Annotated in this window: 16 protein-coding genes; 11 read left to right on the forward strand and 5 right to left on the reverse strand. The window is 32.1% G+C overall.

Annotated elements, in window-relative coordinates; all coding sequences use genetic code 11:
- The first annotated feature begins 21 nt into the window (after positions 1 to 21).
- The 4 genes from ABD940_RS08325 (at position 22) to ABD940_RS08340 (ending at position 5,029) form a co-directional block, all read left to right on the forward strand.
- On the forward strand, positions 22 to 867 hold the full coding sequence (locus tag ABD940_RS08325) for a helix-turn-helix domain-containing protein (RefSeq protein WP_345202254.1): 846 nt from the start codon (positions 22 to 24) through the stop codon (positions 865 to 867).
- A gap of 89 nt (positions 868 to 956) precedes the next feature.
- Entirely contained in the window at positions 957 to 2,267 is a 1,311-nt protein-coding gene (locus ABD940_RS08330; protein ID WP_345202259.1) for a TolC family protein, read from the forward strand.
- A 20-nt stretch (positions 2,268 to 2,287) separates the two neighbouring features.
- On the forward strand, positions 2,288 to 3,394 hold the full coding sequence (locus ABD940_RS08335; RefSeq protein ID WP_345202264.1) for an HlyD family secretion protein: 1,107 nt from the start codon (positions 2,288 to 2,290) through the stop codon (positions 3,392 to 3,394).
- Positions 3,395 to 3,436: 42 nt separating this feature from the next.
- The gene (locus ABD940_RS08340; RefSeq protein WP_345202266.1) at positions 3,437 to 5,029 is read left to right on the forward strand and encodes an MFS transporter; all 1,593 of its coding nucleotides are present in this window, start codon (positions 3,437 to 3,439) and stop codon (positions 5,027 to 5,029) included.
- Positions 5,030 to 5,260: 231 nt separating this feature from the next.
- On the opposite strand, the gene ABD940_RS08345 is transcribed toward ABD940_RS08340, so the two are convergent.
- The 4 genes from ABD940_RS08345 to dnaA all read right to left on the reverse strand — a co-directional run bounded on the left by ABD940_RS08345 (position 5,261) and on the right by dnaA (position 8,489).
- Positions 5,261 to 5,959 carry an SAM-dependent methyltransferase gene (locus ABD940_RS08345; protein ID WP_345202270.1) on the reverse strand — a complete coding sequence of 233 codons (699 nt, stop codon included), beginning with the start codon at positions 5,957 to 5,959 and terminating at the stop codon, positions 5,261 to 5,263.
- Between the two features lie 4 nt (positions 5,960 to 5,963).
- Positions 5,964 to 6,464 carry a Cif family virulence factor gene (locus tag ABD940_RS08350; RefSeq protein WP_345202273.1) on the reverse strand — a complete coding sequence of 167 codons (501 nt, stop codon included), beginning with the start codon at positions 6,462 to 6,464 and terminating at the stop codon, positions 5,964 to 5,966.
- A gap of 1 nt (position 6,465) precedes the next feature.
- Complete coding sequence (locus ABD940_RS08355; protein ID WP_345202276.1) at positions 6,466 to 6,915, reverse strand: low molecular weight protein-tyrosine-phosphatase; 450 nt, start codon at positions 6,913 to 6,915, stop codon at positions 6,466 to 6,468.
- A gap of 119 nt (positions 6,916 to 7,034) precedes the next feature.
- A complete protein-coding gene (gene dnaA / locus ABD940_RS08360) occupies positions 7,035 to 8,489 on the reverse strand; it encodes a chromosomal replication initiator protein DnaA (protein WP_345202279.1) in 1,455 nt (484 codons plus the stop codon).
- A gap of 137 nt (positions 8,490 to 8,626) precedes the next feature.
- Here dnaA and ABD940_RS08365 point away from each other — a divergent pair, with 137 nt between their 5' ends.
- The 5 genes from ABD940_RS08365 to ABD940_RS08385 all read left to right on the forward strand — a co-directional run bounded on the left by ABD940_RS08365 (position 8,627) and on the right by ABD940_RS08385 (position 14,055).
- Positions 8,627 to 9,037 (forward strand): acyl-CoA thioesterase, encoded by a 411-nt coding sequence (locus tag ABD940_RS08365; protein ID WP_345202281.1) that lies wholly within the window; start codon positions 8,627 to 8,629, stop codon positions 9,035 to 9,037.
- A gap of 174 nt (positions 9,038 to 9,211) precedes the next feature.
- Positions 9,212 to 10,060: a prephenate dehydratase gene (gene pheA / locus ABD940_RS08370; RefSeq protein ID WP_345202284.1), complete on the forward strand. Its 849-nt coding sequence runs from the start codon at positions 9,212 to 9,214 to the stop codon at positions 10,058 to 10,060.
- Positions 10,061 to 10,420: 360 nt separating this feature from the next.
- Positions 10,421 to 11,170: a hypothetical protein gene (locus tag ABD940_RS08375; protein ID WP_345202289.1), complete on the forward strand. Its 750-nt coding sequence runs from the start codon at positions 10,421 to 10,423 to the stop codon at positions 11,168 to 11,170.
- 119 nt (positions 11,171 to 11,289) lie between these two features.
- A complete protein-coding gene (locus ABD940_RS08380; RefSeq protein WP_345202292.1) occupies positions 11,290 to 13,506 on the forward strand; it encodes a DUF2339 domain-containing protein in 2,217 nt (738 codons plus the stop codon).
- Positions 13,507 to 13,623: 117 nt separating this feature from the next.
- A complete protein-coding gene (locus ABD940_RS08385) occupies positions 13,624 to 14,055 on the forward strand; it encodes a hypothetical protein (RefSeq protein ID WP_345202295.1) in 432 nt (143 codons plus the stop codon).
- A gap of 58 nt (positions 14,056 to 14,113) precedes the next feature.
- Here ABD940_RS08385 and ABD940_RS08390 read toward each other — a convergent pair whose 3' ends face one another.
- Positions 14,114 to 15,391 (reverse strand): replication-associated recombination protein A, encoded by a 1,278-nt coding sequence (locus ABD940_RS08390; RefSeq protein ID WP_345202298.1) that lies wholly within the window; start codon positions 15,389 to 15,391, stop codon positions 14,114 to 14,116.
- A gap of 217 nt (positions 15,392 to 15,608) precedes the next feature.
- Between ABD940_RS08390 and yidD the strand changes: the two genes are divergently transcribed.
- Positions 15,609 to 15,815 carry a membrane protein insertion efficiency factor YidD gene (gene yidD, locus ABD940_RS08395; RefSeq protein WP_425550357.1) on the forward strand — a complete coding sequence of 69 codons (207 nt, stop codon included), beginning with the start codon at positions 15,609 to 15,611 and terminating at the stop codon, positions 15,813 to 15,815.
- Between the two features lie 436 nt (positions 15,816 to 16,251).
- On the forward strand, positions 16,252 to 17,118 hold the full coding sequence (gene lgt / locus ABD940_RS08400) for a prolipoprotein diacylglyceryl transferase (protein WP_425550360.1): 867 nt from the start codon (positions 16,252 to 16,254) through the stop codon (positions 17,116 to 17,118).
- Positions 17,119 to 17,159: the final 41 nt, after the last annotated feature.

Consider the following 17,159-nt stretch of genomic DNA (forward strand, 5'->3'; position numbering starts at 1 on the left):
GAGTTTGCTTACATTTGTGTTATGTCTGTCCTAGAAAAATTCGGAGTTGAGATTTTTACGCAACATAATATTTTCGAGAGAATTGCTGTCGACAAACCTTTCCGTCCCGAAACTCCGGCATTTATTTTCATTAAAACCGGAACAATAAAACTCAAACAACATTTTCGTGATCTAGAGCTTTCTACCAATATGTTTATGGTGACAGATCCGCAAACTGTTTATGAAATGATTTCTGTGAGTGACGATTTCCAATCCAGAATGGTTTCTTACAAAAGGGAATTTATCTCTGCTTTATCACTGAAATTCAACAGATTAATCACTTATCGTTATTTCAGACAACAAATGAACATCGGTGTTCCTTTTGAGCCGGATGAGATGGAAGTGGTTTGGAAAAGTGTAAATTTCCTTAAATATATTTTGGATTCTCAAACCGAAATGACCTATAAAAAAGAAATTGTAGAGCATTTATTTTCAGTCTTCTGTTATCAAATGGCAGGAATTATTTCGAATGAAGACAACAACTCGATGAATCAGATGTCGAGACAGGAAGAAATCGTATTTATTTTCATGAATGATCTCGCTACAAACCATAACACAGAACGGACAGTAGAATTCTACGCAGAACGACAATTCATTACAACCAGACATCTATCGTCCGTTATAAAAACGATTACAGGAATGTCCGCAAGTCAAATGATTGCTTTGGTAGTAATGAATGAAGCAAAAGTACTTCTGAATTCATCCAGTAAGCCTGTTTCAGAGGTTTCTGAAATACTTGGCTTCAGCGATCAATACTCTTTTTCGCACTTTTTCAAGAAACATTTAAAGGTAAGTCCGTCGCAATACCGAAATCAGTTCGAAAGCTAAAATCTTACATTTGAACATCTTTTTCCAAATCTCAAACATTTGTTTGAGTTTCCTTACACCATAACTTTGTATCCGTAAAACAAGGTAAAATGGTAAAGAACATAAAAACAGCTCTATCACTAGTGATAGCTCTATTTCCTGCGCTGTTTTTTTCACAAGAACTTAAACAGATGACAGCAAATGAGGTTGCAGAATTAGCTGTGCAAAATCATCAGCAACTGAAAGTTTCAGCACAGAATATCGACATTGCAAAACAAAATACAAACGTTACAAAACTTCAGAAACTACCGGTTATCACAGCTTCTATGAGTCAATTTTATTTGGGAGATGTGGTTGTGATCGATAAAGATTTTTCAAATTCTACGAATATTCCTATGCCTCACTACGGAAGTTCTTACGGAGTTCAGGCTACTCAGTTGATCTTCAAAGGAGGTTTAGTGAATAAATCTATCGAAATGGCAGGACTCCGTGAACAACTTTCTGTATTGGATCTGGAAAAAAATAAACAAGATGTGAAATTTTTAGTTATATCAAATTATTTGGATGTTTATAAGATTATTAATCAGCAGGATGTTTTTCAAAACAATAAAAAACTGGCTCAGGAAAGATTAAAAAATATTCAAAAATTCTATCAGCAAGGAATGGTTACCCGAAATGAGGTTATTCGTGGTGAACTGGCAATAAAAAACTTAGATCAGGGAATTTTAACGTTAAAAAATAATAAGAAAATTCTTAATTATAATTTAAGCATTGCTTTAGGCTTATCAATTGATACAGAGATAATTCCGGTTGAAGAATTAACTAATAAAGAATCAGGAATAGGCATGGATTATTATCTAAATCTCGCGCACGACAGCAACCCTTTGATGAAATCAGCCAAAACAAATATAGATGTTGCCGATAAGAATATAGAAATTATAAAAACCGATAAAATGCCTACTGTAGCAGGTTTCGGAGGATATAGCTTACAAAGACCGATTACCAATAGAAATCCTGTTTTGGATATGTATGCAGGAGGTTGGCAAACGGGCATTTCTTTGAGTTATAATATTGATAATCTGTATAAAACGAAAGAAAGAGTAAAGTTAGGAGAGTTACAAAAAAATCAGGCAAATGATGCAATGACTTTAACTCAGCAAAATATCGATATGACTGTGAATGCAGCTTATGTAAAATATCAGGAATCAATTCAACAGGCAGATATTTTAAATGATGCTAAAAAATTAGCTGAAGAAAACTACAAGATTACAGAAGCTAAATACCTGAATCAATTGGCAGTACAGGCAGAAATGATTGATGCACAGAATCAAAAACTGCAATCGGAATTAGATTATTCTAATGCGGAGATCAATGTCTTATATCAATATTATAATCTCCTGAAATCTACAGGAACTCTTTAATTTTTAAAAACTCAAAAACAATGGAAAACAAGGAACAAAATACATCTTCAACATCTGTACAATCTAATGCTGAAGCAAAAAAGAAAGAAAATAAAAAGAATAAAATAAGAGCCATTATTTCAAACATTATTGTGTTTTTAGTGATCGGTTTGGGATTATTCTGGCTTATTCGTGAATATTTTCACGTTGGTGATAAAAGTTACACGGAAGCAGCACAGGTTGAGGAATTTATCAATCCAATCAACACCAGAGTTTCAGCTTATATCAAAGAAATAAAATTCATTGAACATCAACACGTAAAAAAAGGTGACACATTGGTCATTCTGGATGATCGTGAACTTTTAACACAGCTAGGTCAAGCTGAAGCCGCTTATCAAAACGCGTTGGCTCAAAAAAATGCGACAAGCTCTTCCGTAAATACGGTTTCCAATAATGTAAGCGTAATGGAATCCAATATTGCAGGTGCAAAAGCAAGACTTTGGAATGCTGAACAGAATTTAAACAGATACAAAAATCTTTTAGCGGCTGAAGCGGTTACAAGACAACAATATGATCAGGTAAAAACTGAATACGACGCACAGAAAGCAGCTTATCAGGCTTTGGCAAATCAAAAGCAATCTGCAAATCTTTCTACAACAGAAGTAAAAAGCAAATTAGGGATCAATAACGCAGAAATCAAAAGAACAAAATCTGCTTTGGATATGGCAAAAATTAATTTATCATATACTGTAATTACAGCACCTTATGATGGTGTAATGGGAAGAAGAACGATTTCCGAGGGACAATTAATTCAACCTGGGCAGCAAGTTGCCACGATAGTTTTAAACGGACAAAAATGGGTCACTGCCAATTTTCTGGAAAGCCAGATGCCAAATATTAAAATCGGACAAAAAATGGTGATGACTGCAGATGCTTTGGGCGGACAAAAATTTGAAGGAAGCGTTACTGCAATTTCAGCGGCAACAGGTTCAAAATACTCAAACGTTCCTACTGATAATTCGACAGGAAATTTCATTAAAGTTCAGCAAAGAATTCCTGTAAGAATCGAATTTACAGCTTCTAACAAAAGAGAAGATATTGAAAAACTTAGCGCAGGAATGAATCTGAATGTAAATATTTATAAATAATTGGTGATGAATTGATAATTCACAATTGAAAATTATACAATCATGTACAACAAAGGATTATATCACGATTGGGTTCCAAAACCTGTACAGCTTTTATTAATTGTATTATTAATGACAGTTGTGATGCCGCTTGGCGGAGTTTATACAGGAAACATCAGCTATATGGTTGGTGGAACCGGAGCGCTTTCAGAAAACTATATATTTGCAAATTATGCGACAACTATTGGGATGGGAGCTGCAATGCCGATTGTTTTAAGGCTCAAAATGAGATTCAAAATACGTGATAAAATTACGCTTGCTTTGGTTCTTTTAGGAATATTAAATTATATCAATGCAACCACTTTACAACCAACCGTTATCATTGGAAGTTCTTTAATGGTAGGCTTTTTAAAAATGATTGTAGCAATAGAATTATTTTTACCTGTGATGGCAATGATCGGTAATCGCGGAATGTTTTACGGAGTATTTTACACATTCATTTTAATGATGAATCAGGTTGTGGGATATTATGCGGTTCAGGTTTCTATATTGAATAATTGGCAGCATTTTTTTGTGATTATTTCGATTTTATGTTTTATTCTGGCTTTAATACAATGGATTTTTATGCATAATAAATATTTTGCCTTAAAAGTTCCTTTATATTATATAGATTGGCTGAGTATTATATTTTTCGTGTTAACATTCATGTTTTCGGCTTATGTTTTATCATTTGGAAAACAACAGGATTGGCTGAATTCGAAAAAAATTATTAATGCGAGTATAGTTTCTTTTGTGAGTTTTGCACTTCTAGTTACTCGTCAGTTGATGTTGAAAAGACCTTATATTTCCTTTAAAACCTTTTCAAAAAATAATGTTATGCATGGTCTGTTCATGCTGTTATGTCTTGGGATGTATTTGGGAACTACCTCTATTCAAAATATTTATGCAGTCGGAGTTTTGGGATATGATCAACTGACCAATGCAAAACTTAATATCCTTATGATTCCAGGAATTATTCTGGCGGGAATCATTGCAGTTATTTGGTTTAAAAAAGATATTGAACTGAAAAATTATATATTCATCGGATTTTCTTCAATGTTGGGATATGCAATCGTTATGTACTTTTCAATGGTTTTGGAGTTCAATTATGAAAGTTGGTATTTACCCATGTTCTTGAAAGGTTATGGAATGACCGCTTTATTTATTTCCGTTTGGTATTACACACTGGATAAATTAGAATTAAACGAAATGCTCGCTGCAATCGGTATGGCTTTAGTTTGGAGAACATTTTTAACTGTAGGAATCTTTTCAGCAATATTCTCATGGTTTCAATATCAGTTTCAGATTGAGAGTATAGGAGACCTTGCCGTTTATATGGATGGTTTGACTGTAAATTCTCAAAATGTAATGTCGAATATGAAAACAATTCAGCTTAATGCTATAATTGCCTCTAATAAAAAGATCTTCGGATATATTATTTTAGCCGGATTTGGAATCTTAATATATGTCATGACTCATCATTTTGGAAAAGAAAGATTTCAATATGTGAGATTTATAAGAGTTTTACGTGGAAAATCTGTTATTGCAAAAAGAAGATTAATAGAAAACAAGCAGCTTGCAGAAGAAATAAAAGATGCTGCAGGATCTGCAATGTAAAGAAACCTTGTTTTTTCATTTACTAGTTAAAGTCTCATTTTATCAATTTAAAATGGGGCTTTACGTTTATTTTAAGAAAAAATAAGTTCCATTAAAATACATACTTCGAGAGCCTTTCTCTAATACTAACTGTTTATTTTACAACTAGTTTCTAGTAATTCTGAAGCTCTCGAAGTATTCAATAAAATTTGTTTGCGAGGATAAATTCATAACTTCTGTTTCCTCGATCAATTATTTTCCCAAAACAAAAACCGCAGGAATTTTATGAAGTTCCGGTTTAGCTTTTTGCCATTCTTTTATTGTTTTTGTTTTAATAAATTCATGTTCAGGATCATTGATATTTGCAGCAATGCACAACTTTGTATTTGGAGATAAAAACTTAGTCAGATCTTCAAAAAGCTGATTATTTCGATAAGGTGTTTCCATAAATATTTGCGAATAACCTGTCTTTTGAACCAAACTTTCCAACTGCAAAATCTGTTTTTTCTTCTCTCCCCTTTCAATCAGCAAATAGCCGTTGAATGTAAATTCCTGACCATTAAAACCGCTTGAAATTAAAGCCAAAATAATAGAAGAAGGTCCTGAAATTGGGATAACACGAATATTTTTTTCATGACACCATTTTACAATCAAATTCCCAGGATCTGCAATACAAGGAAGCCCAGCCTCGGAAAGCAATCCAAAATCCTGACCTTTTATCATCAATTCCTGAGCTTCTTTAATATCTACATTTTCAGTATATTTATCTAACAGAAAAAGTTTCAGATCCGACTGTTTTTTTTCCGGAGCAAAGAATTTGACTACTTTTCTGGCAGTTTTTTCATTTTCTACAAAGAAATAGTCTGTTTGCATGATGTAATCTTTGATTACAGGCGAAAAGTGTGTTATAGAAGTATTTTCTGAAAGATAAGCGGGAAGTAAAAAAAGCATTGTATTATTTTTTTGTTCTTTCTTGTAAAGAAGGTTGTTGATAATATTTCGTTAAATCCATTGAAAATGAAACTGATGTAATTTTCCAGACTCCGTTAATCTTCATTAAAGTCCAGATTTCTTTGCCCCAGTTTTCCATTTTTCCGTCATACCAGAAGCTGTAATCAAAATTAGCCGAAGCGATAGATCCATCTTCAATAATTTTTATATTGTCGAATTTTTCTTCAGATTTATCATCTTTAAAACTTTTAATAAAAGCTTTGTAATCATCAGTAAAAAAGCTTGTTGCTTTTGGATTTTTTTCTAAACGCCTTGCCTGAGTACGTTCCGTAAACATTCCCGTCCAAAGTACAGGTTCCTGAAACAAGGACATAAATATTACATCATTTCTTGTTTTAATGCTGCCCATAAAATCATCCATTACTTTTCTGATAGCAACTTCATCTTTAGTTTGTGCCAATACAAAACTGCAGCTTAATAAAAATAAAACTATTAATTTTTTCATATTAATTTAAAATTTGATTGCAAATTGCATCACAACCTTTATCCAGCAATTGAAACACACTTTCAAAATCATCCATTCCGCCCCAGTATGGATCGGGAACTTCAGCGTTCTTGTGATCGCCTAAAACTTCCAGAAATAAAGAAACTTTTTGTCTTTGATCCTCATTTTTTGTTTTTGAAACAACATCTGCCAAAACATCAATATCCATACAGTAGATTTTATCAAAATTCTCAAAATCTGCTTTTGTGATGGGTCTCGATCTTTGCTTTGAGATGTCAATATTATGATTTGCAGCTGTTTTTATCGCTCTTTTATCAGGATGTTTACCTTCATGCATAGAAATTGTTCCGGCAGAATCAACAAAAAAACCTTCAGGAACTTTTGTTTTCATAATTCCTTCAGCTAAAGGACTTCTGCAAATGTTACCTAAACAAACCATTAATATTTTCATATTTTCCTGATTTAATTATTAAATAATAGAATATATCCGAATTTAAATTTTAACAAAACTAAACAAAAAATGAAGAATAAAATTATTCTCCATTTTTGATATTTAAATTAAATTATTTCTTATTGTTTGATTCTTTCCGATAAATCTTTAACGTATTTTTTTACTTCTTTATCGATTTTGGAAACATCTTTAATCGTATCACAAGCGTACATTACAGTTGAGTGGTCTTTTCCGCCCATTTCCTCACCAATTTTAGTAAATGTAGCATTGGTCAGCTCTTTAGAGAAATACATTGCCAATTGTCTTGGAAGAGCGATTTCTCTTTTTCTTGTTTTAGATAAAAGCTGTTCTTTTTTAATTCCAAAATAATCACATACAACTTCCTGGATATAAGGAATATTGATGATTTTTTTCTGGTTTGCAGCAATCTTATTGATTGTATCTTTTAACAATTCAAGACTCAAATCCTGCTTATATATTGTAGAATAAGCAATTACAGAATTGATAACTCCGATAAGTTCTCTAACGTTTGTTTTTGCCTCAGAAGCTAAGAAATCCAGCATATCTTCCGGCAAAACAATTCCGTCTCTGCTTAGCTTATCAATGATAATCTGCTTACGGGTATGAATATCCGGAGATTTAATTTCAGCAGAAAGTCCCCATTTGAAACGAGAAACAATTCTGTCCTGAATATCCATAATATCTGCAGGAGCCTTATCAGAAGTAAGGATGATCTGTTTTCCGTTTTGGTGCAAATGATCGAAAATATGGAAGAAACTATCCTGAGTTGCTGATTTTCCAGACAAGAACTGAATATCATCAATGATCAAAACATCTACCATTTGATAGAAATTCGCAAATTCTGTCTGTTTATGCGCTTTTGCAGCTGAAATAAACTGTTGAATGAATTTTTCAGAAGACAAATATAAAACTACTTTATCTGGAAACTGGCTTTTTACTTCCAAACCAACCGCCTGTCCAAGGTGAGTTTTACCAACTCCGTAACCTCCAAATAAAAATAACGGGTTAAAAGCTGTTGCTCCCGGTCTTTTTGCTATAGATCTTGCTACTGTTGCAGCAAATTTATTACTCTCTCCTTCTACATAATTATCGAAAGAAAAATCTGATTTAAGATTAGAATCAATATTTACTTTTCTGATTCCAGGAACCACAAACGGATTTACAATATTTGATGAAAAACCTTGCGGCATTGTTTCCTGTACTTTCGGAGTCGGAACACTTTTCCCTTTCATATTCATTGTAACGGGTTTTTCTAAACCAGCAGGCTTATTTTCCATTACAGAATACCACAATTTCACACCTTTTCCGATATTTTTCTTCAGGGCAGCAGAAAGTAAGGACAAGTAATTATCCTCAATATATTCCTTGTAAAAATCACTCGGTACCATAAGCGTAAGGTTGTTGTTCGCCAATGAAATTGGCTGCACCTTATCGAACAGTAAATCGAAAGATTTTTCAAGTTTTTTCAAATCAGAATTATCTTCAGCTGCGTTCAAATTATCACGCATGAACTGAAGGCAGTTCTGCCATATCAACATTAAATTTCCATCCATAATTGACCCCGATTGATTCTTTTGTTTGTATTGTTTTTTAGAAGGAGGACAAAGGTCTCATTTTTTTATTTTAAAAAAAAATATTGTGCTTATTGATTATTTAAAAATATATTTGTATGTATAATTAAGCGTTAAAAATGATACATACAACACACTCATTAAGAGTACGTTACGGAGAAACAGACCCTATGAAATATGTTTATTACGGCAACTATGCAGAGTACTTTGAAATTAGTCGGGTTGAACTCTTCCGAAGTATAGGAATGTCATATAATGAGATTGAAAATCAAGGAATTTGGCTGCCTGTTTCGGACTATAAAATTAAATATTTACGTCCTGCTTTTTATGATGAAAAATTAGAAATCCACACTTATGTAAAAAAAATTCCCGGGGTAAGAATAGAGTTCGAATATGAAATTTTTAATGAAGAAAATATTAAAATAACGGAAGCTTCCACTACCCTGTTTTTTTTAGATGCAAAAACAAAAAAGGTGATAAAATGTCCCGATTATCTTATGAAATTAATTAAAGAAAATTGGATAGAATAATTGATTTTAAAAGTTAATATTCTGAACGGAAGGCTGTTTGATTGTTTATTTAATGGTTTTTGAATTAACAATTCCGTACTTTACTTTCTGAATATTGAACTCAAGAATTTGAAGAATTTATAAGCTTTCAAATTTTTTTAATTAAATTGAAAATTCAAAAAAAATATAGATATAATGAAGATTGCATTTTTGGGTCCGCATGCTAGTTTCACGCAACTTGCTGCAGACCAGCTTTTTCCAAATGAAGAACTTTTACCTCAAGCTAATATTTTAGACTGCTTTATTGCTGTAGAAAACGGAGAAGTAGATAAAGCCGTTGTTCCATTGGAAAATTCAATTGAAGGAACGGTTTCTATGACATTGGATTATTTATACAAAACTCCGGAAATTAAAATTGAAGCTGAAGCCGTTATGCCGATTGCCCATCATTTAATGGTTCATCCCGATTGCGATGTTGAAAATATTGAGAAAATTTACTCGCATCCTCAAGCTTTAGCACAAAGTTTTTACTTTTTAGACAAAAATTTTAAAGAAATTCAAAAGCAGGATTTTTCTTCCACCGCAGCAGCAGCAAAACATGTTTCCGAAAATCCGGACAGAAATTTAGCAGCTGTTGCCAATCAATTTGCAGCAAATTTGTATGGTTTAAAGATCATTGATAGAAATATTCAGGATTTTGAACAAAATCATACAAGATTTATCATCATTTCTAAACTACAAAATAGTTATGATAATAAAGATTTAGATGTTTTAGGTGAAAAATCAGGTCTTTTGATAACGCTTCCTGAAGATCATGCAGGAGGGCTCCATCAGGTTTTATCGGTTTTTGCATGGAGAAATATGAACCTCAGCAAAATAGAATCGAGAACATTAAAAACCGGATTGGGAAATTATTTCTTCTTTATCAACGTTGTTGGAAAATGGGAATCTGTATTACAGCAAAATGCATTAGAGGAGTTAAAAGCGTTAAATATTGATGTCGATTTTCTAGGAAATTATAAAGAATTTCTGTTGGAAGGCTAAATAAATACCATAGAGTTTAATGACTTTCCTATCAACTGTTTTAATATTTTTAAAATTTAATTCACAAAACTTTGGTTTATATCAGAAAAAAGATTAACTTTATCATAAGATACTATTCATCAAATAGTTAATCTCATTTATCTTGAATCCTTGCTGTACAAATGCTCACAAAAGCCTCTATAATAGCAGGCTTTAACATATATTATTCAATATAATAACATTACAATTATAATATTAGCACTGATTTTCATTTAAAGTTAAAAATTATTTAAATATAAAATTTTATTTTGCATGATATTTGATGTATCTTTACGGAAAACTAACTGAGAATAAACCATTAACTAATTAAATTTTTTAAACATGAAAACTAAAATTTGTAGCGCATTTTTAGCCCTTTTAGCAATCCCGGTCGTAGCTCAAAGTGGTTGGGTTGGGATAAACACGACCAATCCTCTAGCAAACTTAGATGTAAACGGGACTATGAAAATCAGGCAGACTCCCGTTGCTCCTGCACTTCCCGGATATCAGATTTTGGCGGTAAACCAAAATACAGGTGGTGATTTTCAGGTAGCACAAGTAACACCTCAGCTTATTGCAGATTTTGTAATAAGTCAGGTAAATGCTAATGGCACAACTAATGCCAGTATTTATAGTGCAAAAAAAACAGCAAGTATCAGTTTAATTGATTTGGGAGTATTACCAAGTGGCTTCAGACCTGTAAACTTTTTAGTAGCAGAGAAAACCGTTGGTTCTTCTGCTTTATTTTCTGATACTGATCATACCTACACAGTTCCAACAAGCGGAACATACGCGATTGGCTTTACTTTTCGTTATGGAACTGGATTACAGGCTGCCCTATTATCAAATTCTCCAGGAGTTGGTATTTTAAGAAACAGAGCCGGAGTTTCTACTCTAATAGATTCTCGTGAATTCAGTGGGGCAAACCTAATATTATTGAGTTTAACAGTATCAGAAACTAGTGTAAATTCTCTTTACACTTTACAAGCTGGAGACAAAATTTCATTTGGACTTACAGGAGCTTCTGTACTTACCGTAGGATTATTAGGTTCAAGTACAGGTTCTTTCTATATTTATAAAGTATCGAATTAAGAATTTTTATATAGTTTAATCACTTCATTGCATTAATCCATCGTACGTCGTATGATGGATTAATCTTTTTATAAGGTAATAAAAACTTTGATTATATTTGATTTACCAAAAGATAAAAAATGATTTATCCTCTGATCATTATAGCAATAGTTTTTATAATAATTCTTTTTAATAATCTAAATAACAAAATCAAAAGATTAGAAAGAGAACTTTATGAGCTTCATAAAAAAATTAATGATACACCTATAAAAAAAGAACAGCCAATAATACAAACTATTGTTCCGACTTTAGAAATTAAAGAAGAACAAAAAATTTCTATTCATCCTGAAATTCACGAAAATGATGTTCCAAGAAAAGAACAAAAAGACTGGATCTCTCCTGTTTTTGAGTTTTTAAAACAAAATGCTTTAACCATTATTGGGATTTTTACTTTGGTTTTAGGAATTGGTTATTTTGTAAAATATGCCATCGATAAAAACTGGATCGGGGAAACTCCAAGAGTTGGAATCGGATTTTTAGCAGGCGGAATTATTATAGCTGTTGGACATGTTTTAAGGAAGAATTATTCTGTTTTTGCATCAATTATTACAGGAGGTGGAATTGCCGTTTTATATTTTACGATTACAATTGCTTTTCGGGAATATCAACTATTTTCTCAGAATATTTCTTTTTCTATTACATGCCTTATTACATTACTATCGATATCGCTCTCCTACTATTATAAAAGTGAAATCTTAATTATATTTTCTTTATTTGGAGGTTTTCTCGCTCCGTTAATGATCAGTACAGGTGAAAGTAATTATCTTTTCCTATTTACTTACCTTACTGTTTTAAACATCGGAATGCTTGCTGTAGTCTTTCTAAAAAACTGGAAAAGTGTAGGTTGGATTTCCTTTATTTTTACAGGCATTTATCTTTCTTCCTGGACAATCGAAAAAACTGAAATTTTAAGTGTATACTTTTATATAATTACTTACATCATTTTCTATTTGTTTGCTTTACAGAATTATTTCAAAAAAAATATTTTAGTTTCTTCTGATATTTTAATGCTTGTTTTAATAAATTTCACAAGCATTATCGGCTTGGTTTATATTTTTGACGAGCTTCAATATGGACCTGTTATTATTTTTCCGATTGTTTTTGCTTTGGTCAATTTAGGTTTACTTTACAGGGAATATTCCAGAAAGAATTTTGGTATAAATTACTCCGTTTTTGCAGGAATTACCGTAAGTCTTTTCACTGTTGCAATTGCTTTACAGTTTAAAACACATTTAATTACAAGTGTTTGGGCGATTGAAGCTACTTTACTTTTATTCATATGGAAAAAAACAAATCTCGATATTTTCAAAATATGTTTTTACATTTTGTTTCCTTTAGTTATTATCGCACAGATTATTACATGGACAGAATATATTGATGCAATAAATCTTGCCATTGTTTTCAATCCTGTATTTCTTACGAGTTCCGTGACGGTAATTACAACTTTTGTCAATTTAATTTTATTGAGAAAATTGTCTGAAAATGCAGAAAGTGAGAACACAAATTTCTTTGAAAATGTTTTTACTATTGTAAGTTATGCTGTCATTTATGGTGCTCTTTTATTCGAAATTATGTATCATATTTCTGAAAAACCTTGGATCATGATTTTCAGCGTTGCAATGCTTTACAGTTTGTATTTTATTTTTATTATATTATTATTCAGAAGAAAGCTTGAAATCAATAAAATTCTGGAAACAGCACTTCTTTATGTATTCTTTTCATTAATTATTTTCGATACATTAATTTCCGGCTCTGGAATTATTTCAAATTATTTACTGAAAAAAATTCAGTTCAGTTTTTATGGTTTATACATTTTATATTGGATACCTTTTATTTACATCTTATTAAATATATTACCAAAATCAGAATTCTTCAAAATAAAGCTTTCATATTGGTTTGTTTCTATAGCTTTCGTTACGGCTGTAAGTTGTGAATTGTACGATCTGTACTTATTAATGAATGCCGAGAAAATTTCAGATATTGCAGGAATCGGCAAACATTTCAGTGTATTATATTTACCGATTATCTGGGCAATTCTTGCAAGTCTTTTCATTTATAAAGGATTAAAAAGCGACGTTTCGGAATATAATAAGGTTGGTTTTGCACTAATTGCTGTAATGATTTTAAAATTATACGCTTATGATGTCTGGAAAATGGACAATGTTTCCAGAATTATTGCCTTTATTATATTGGGAATCATCTTATTATTAAGCTCTTTTTTATTCCAGAGAGTAAAAAAGCTTATTAAAAACATGGTTAAAAATAAAGAAGAAAATCCAGAATCTCAGAATGCATAAACCTAAAAAATCAATTTATTTATAATTAATATTTAAATTATTGTAAAATTTCATTCACATTTTATAAAAAATAACTATATTTATCAAGTTTTTAACAGTTACTTATTCCTAAACATTATGAAAAAATTACTCTACTCTTTTTTACTATTGTCTTCAGCTACTCTATTTGCTCAGAAGAATACAACTACAAGATTTGCAGTTGCCAATGATATTGTTGGAACAGTAGATATGTTTAATGCTTATAAAGACAGAATTCAAGGTACAAAAAATTACAAAGCGGCAAGCCTTCCTCAAAATCTTAAAAAATTCAGCTATCTTGCTGAAAACGGATTGGTGGAATATAAATTAAAAAGCGAAAAAGGTATTTTAGACAGACTTCCTCTTTCTGAGCTTAACGCACAATACGGATTGGCAAAAAACACGCCTGTTTTTATCGATGGATACGAGTTTACTAATACCGATACTTTAGTATTTGGAGATCTTTTAGGAAACCTTCAAGTTATTGATAATAATGGTAGTAAAGCTGTATCAGTTACCACGAAAAAGTAATTTCTCAGATCATATTTAAATGAAAAGGATACTCACTTGAGTATCCTTTTTTACTATTTTAATATCTGTCATTCCATTTTTTCTTCAGCTCTTCAGAGATCTTTTTTTCTGTAGCATTATTTCCCGGCTCGTATAATTTCACATTTTTAATTTCTTCCGGCAGAAAATCCTGATCTACAAAATTACCTTCATAGGAATGAGCATATTTGTATTCTTTCCCATAATCCAGATCTTTCATCAGCTTGGTCGGAGCATTTCTTAAATGTAACGGAACAGGCAGATTTCCCGTTTTTTTCACCAAAGCCAAAGCATCATTAATTGCCATATACGTCGAATTACTTTTTGGAGAAACAGCCAAATAGACCGCCGTTTCACTCAAAATAATTCTAGATTCCGGGTTCCCGATCACATTCACTGCCTGAAAACAATTATTAGCAATCACCAAAGCATTCGGATTTGCCAAACCGATGTCTTCGGAAGCTAAGATCAACATCCTCCGTGCTATGAATTTAATATCTTCACCTCCGGCAATCATTCTCGCAAGCCAATAAACCGCTCCATTAGGATCGCCACCACGCATAGATTTGATGAAAGCGGAGATAATATCGTAATGTTGTTCCCCGTTCTTATCATAAAGCGCCATTGTTTCCTGCAAAACATCAAGCACATCTTCATTTTTTATTTCGGATATTACTGAATTCTTATATTGATTTAAAACCAATTCCACAGAATTAATCAACTTTCTAGCATCACCTCCAGAATATTGAATAAACGCTTCTTTTTCAACAATTTTAAAATCCGTTTTTTCATCCTGATTGAATTTTTCCAGCGAAATATCAATTAATTCTTCCAGTTTTTCATAGCTCAAAGCTTTTAAAACATACACCTGACTTCTCGAAAGCAAAGCTGAAACCACTTCAAAACTTGGATTTTCAGTCGTTGCACCAATTAAAACAATCCAGCCTTTTTCTACGGCATGAAGCAAAGAATCCTGCTGAGATTTATTAAAACGGTGAATTTCATCAATAAATAAAATCGGCGATTTTCCTGAAAAAAGATTCTGTTTTTTGGCATCTTCTATAACATCGCGAACATCTTTTACCCCTGAAGAAACCGCAGACAGCTTATAAAACTTTCTTCCCGACTGTTCGGAAATAATCTCTGCTAATGTTGTTTTACCAGTTCCCGGAGGTCCCCAGAAAATTAAAGAATTCAAAGAATTATTTTCCAGCATTTTCCTGATCGTACCCTTTTCTCCGGTGAGATGCTCCTGACCAAGGACTTCGCCCAAGGTCTTCGGTCTTAATTTTTCAGCTAAAGGAATATTTTGATTCAAAATTTTAGATTTAATGTAAATATAAAACGCTCAGAACAGTAACAATTTTCATGATTTTAAAACTGTAAAATCGGCAAATCGACAAACATTGTATTTTATCCGACGAACGCGCTTTTACTGTCCTTAAACTTCTAACAAATTTAAACTAATTTTCAATTTTTTACCCTATTTTTGCATTGTTTTGAAACTTACACTCAACAAAATAGTCACTTTTCCTTTGGTAATACTCATCAGATTTTACCAATGGTTTATCTCGCCTTTACTTCCAAAAAACTGCCGATACGAACCAACCTGTTCGCATTATATGGTAAAAGCATTGCAGGTTCACGGTGTTTTTAAAGGGTTTTGGCTGGGTGTGAAGAGAATTTCAAGATGCCATCCTTGGGGAGGAAGCGGATATGATCCGGTGCCACCAAAAAAGTAAAATTTAAATAAAACAAACTACTAAAAAAATAGAAATGAGTAATATTTTTTTCAGAATGTATCTCGTAATTTTTGCGTTCATTACACAATGCCTTTTTGCGCAAAATTATCCGGGCGGATTGTCTGACGGAACTTTAAAAGTTAATTCAACAGATGTTCCTGTGAAGATTTATGCTACCACAGAAGTTCAGGATCTGAATGAGTTTGCTGACAAACCTATCAAAGAAAACGTTCTGATCATCCTTAATGAGTCTAATTTCGAACCTGTATATGTAAATTACAGCATTGCAACTTTAGCAAAATATAAGCTTTTACATTATCAGTTATTAGATAAAAACTTTAAATTAATCGATACTCCTGCCACAAAGGAAAATATTGAAAATTTTAAATATGTTGTTAAAACCTCAAAACCAATTACAACAGTTGATAATGTAAGTCTGGAAACTCCTTTTAAAATCTGGGATCCTTCCAAAGGAATCCAATTAGGACCTATCACACTGCATTTTTATAGCTTAATGTTCATTTTTGCGTTCGGTTTTGGATATATTTTAATGACAAAAATTTTCAAAACTGATAATGTTAATCAAAAATATCTGGAACCACTTTTCACTTGGACGTTGATCGGGACGATTCTTGGAGCAAGAATGGGACATGTTATTTTCTATCAGCCAGAGCTTTTCAAAGAAGATTTCTGGAGTGTATTTCTACCAATAAGTACTAAAAACGGTTTAAAATTCACTGGATTTTCAGGATTGGCAAGTCATGGTGCTACGATTGCATTGATCTTTACAACTTTATATTATTCTTTCAAAATTATCAAAAAGAATCCTTTTTGGGTGTATGACAGATTAGGAATTGTTGTGGCTTTAGGAGGTGCTTTTGTAAGAATGGGTAACTTTTTCAACTCTGAGATCATCGGAAAACCAGTGGATCCGAATTCTCCTTTTGCATTGCTTTTCCCTCAACAAAGCAGTGAATACGGTGTAACTGTTCCGCGTTATCCATCGCAGTTATTTGAAGCTTTCGGATACGTTTGTTTATTCGTATTATTATGGATCTTGTATAAGAAAACCGACAAAAAATATCAGCAAGGATCGTTGTTCGGATTATTTTTCATTATTCTTTGGGCAATCAGATTCTTTGTAGAATTCCTTAAAATGCCTCAAGGCGAAGAGTTTATTCATATCGGAGGATTAAACACAGGACAAGTTCTTTCTATCCCTTTCATGATTGCAGGGGTTATAATTATGATTATTTCCAAAAAGTTTAAAATTACTCAGGCTGAGAACGAAAAACCTGAATAATTAAATAAGTAAACTTATAAAACAGAGTTTTAAAATATAAA

The sequence above is a fragment of the Chryseobacterium ginsengisoli genome, from assembly GCF_039542325.1.
GTDB classification, from domain to species: Bacteria; Bacteroidota; Bacteroidia; order Flavobacteriales; family Weeksellaceae; genus Chryseobacterium; species Chryseobacterium ginsengisoli.

Coding starts and splice junctions, on each gene's coding strand:
- ABD940_RS08365 (WP_345202281.1), top strand. CDS start 8,627: ATGATACATACAACACACTCATTAAGAGTACGTTACGGAGAAACAGAC.
- ABD940_RS08335 (WP_345202264.1), top strand. CDS start 2,288: ATGGAAAACAAGGAACAAAATACATCTTCAACATCTGTACAATCTAAT.
- ABD940_RS08330 (WP_345202259.1), top strand. CDS start 957: ATGGTAAAGAACATAAAAACAGCTCTATCACTAGTGATAGCTCTATTT.
- ABD940_RS08340 (WP_345202266.1), top strand. CDS start 3,437: ATGTACAACAAAGGATTATATCACGATTGGGTTCCAAAACCTGTACAG.
- ABD940_RS08375 (WP_345202289.1), top strand. CDS start 10,421: ATGAAAACTAAAATTTGTAGCGCATTTTTAGCCCTTTTAGCAATCCCG.
- ABD940_RS08380 (WP_345202292.1), top strand. CDS start 11,290: ATGATTTATCCTCTGATCATTATAGCAATAGTTTTTATAATAATTCTT.
- ABD940_RS08345 (WP_345202270.1), bottom strand. CDS start 5,959: ATGCTTTTTTTACTTCCCGCTTATCTTTCAGAAAATACTTCTATAACA.
- dnaA (WP_345202279.1), bottom strand. CDS start 8,489: ATGGATGGAAATTTAATGTTGATATGGCAGAACTGCCTTCAGTTCATG.
- ABD940_RS08350 (WP_345202273.1), bottom strand. CDS start 6,464: ATGAAAAAATTAATAGTTTTATTTTTATTAAGCTGCAGTTTTGTATTG.
- ABD940_RS08325 (WP_345202254.1), top strand. CDS start 22: ATGTCTGTCCTAGAAAAATTCGGAGTTGAGATTTTTACGCAACATAAT.
- pheA (WP_345202284.1), top strand. CDS start 9,212: ATGAAGATTGCATTTTTGGGTCCGCATGCTAGTTTCACGCAACTTGCT.
- ABD940_RS08355 (WP_345202276.1), bottom strand. CDS start 6,915: ATGAAAATATTAATGGTTTGTTTAGGTAACATTTGCAGAAGTCCTTTA.
- ABD940_RS08385 (WP_345202295.1), top strand. CDS start 13,624: ATGAAAAAATTACTCTACTCTTTTTTACTATTGTCTTCAGCTACTCTA.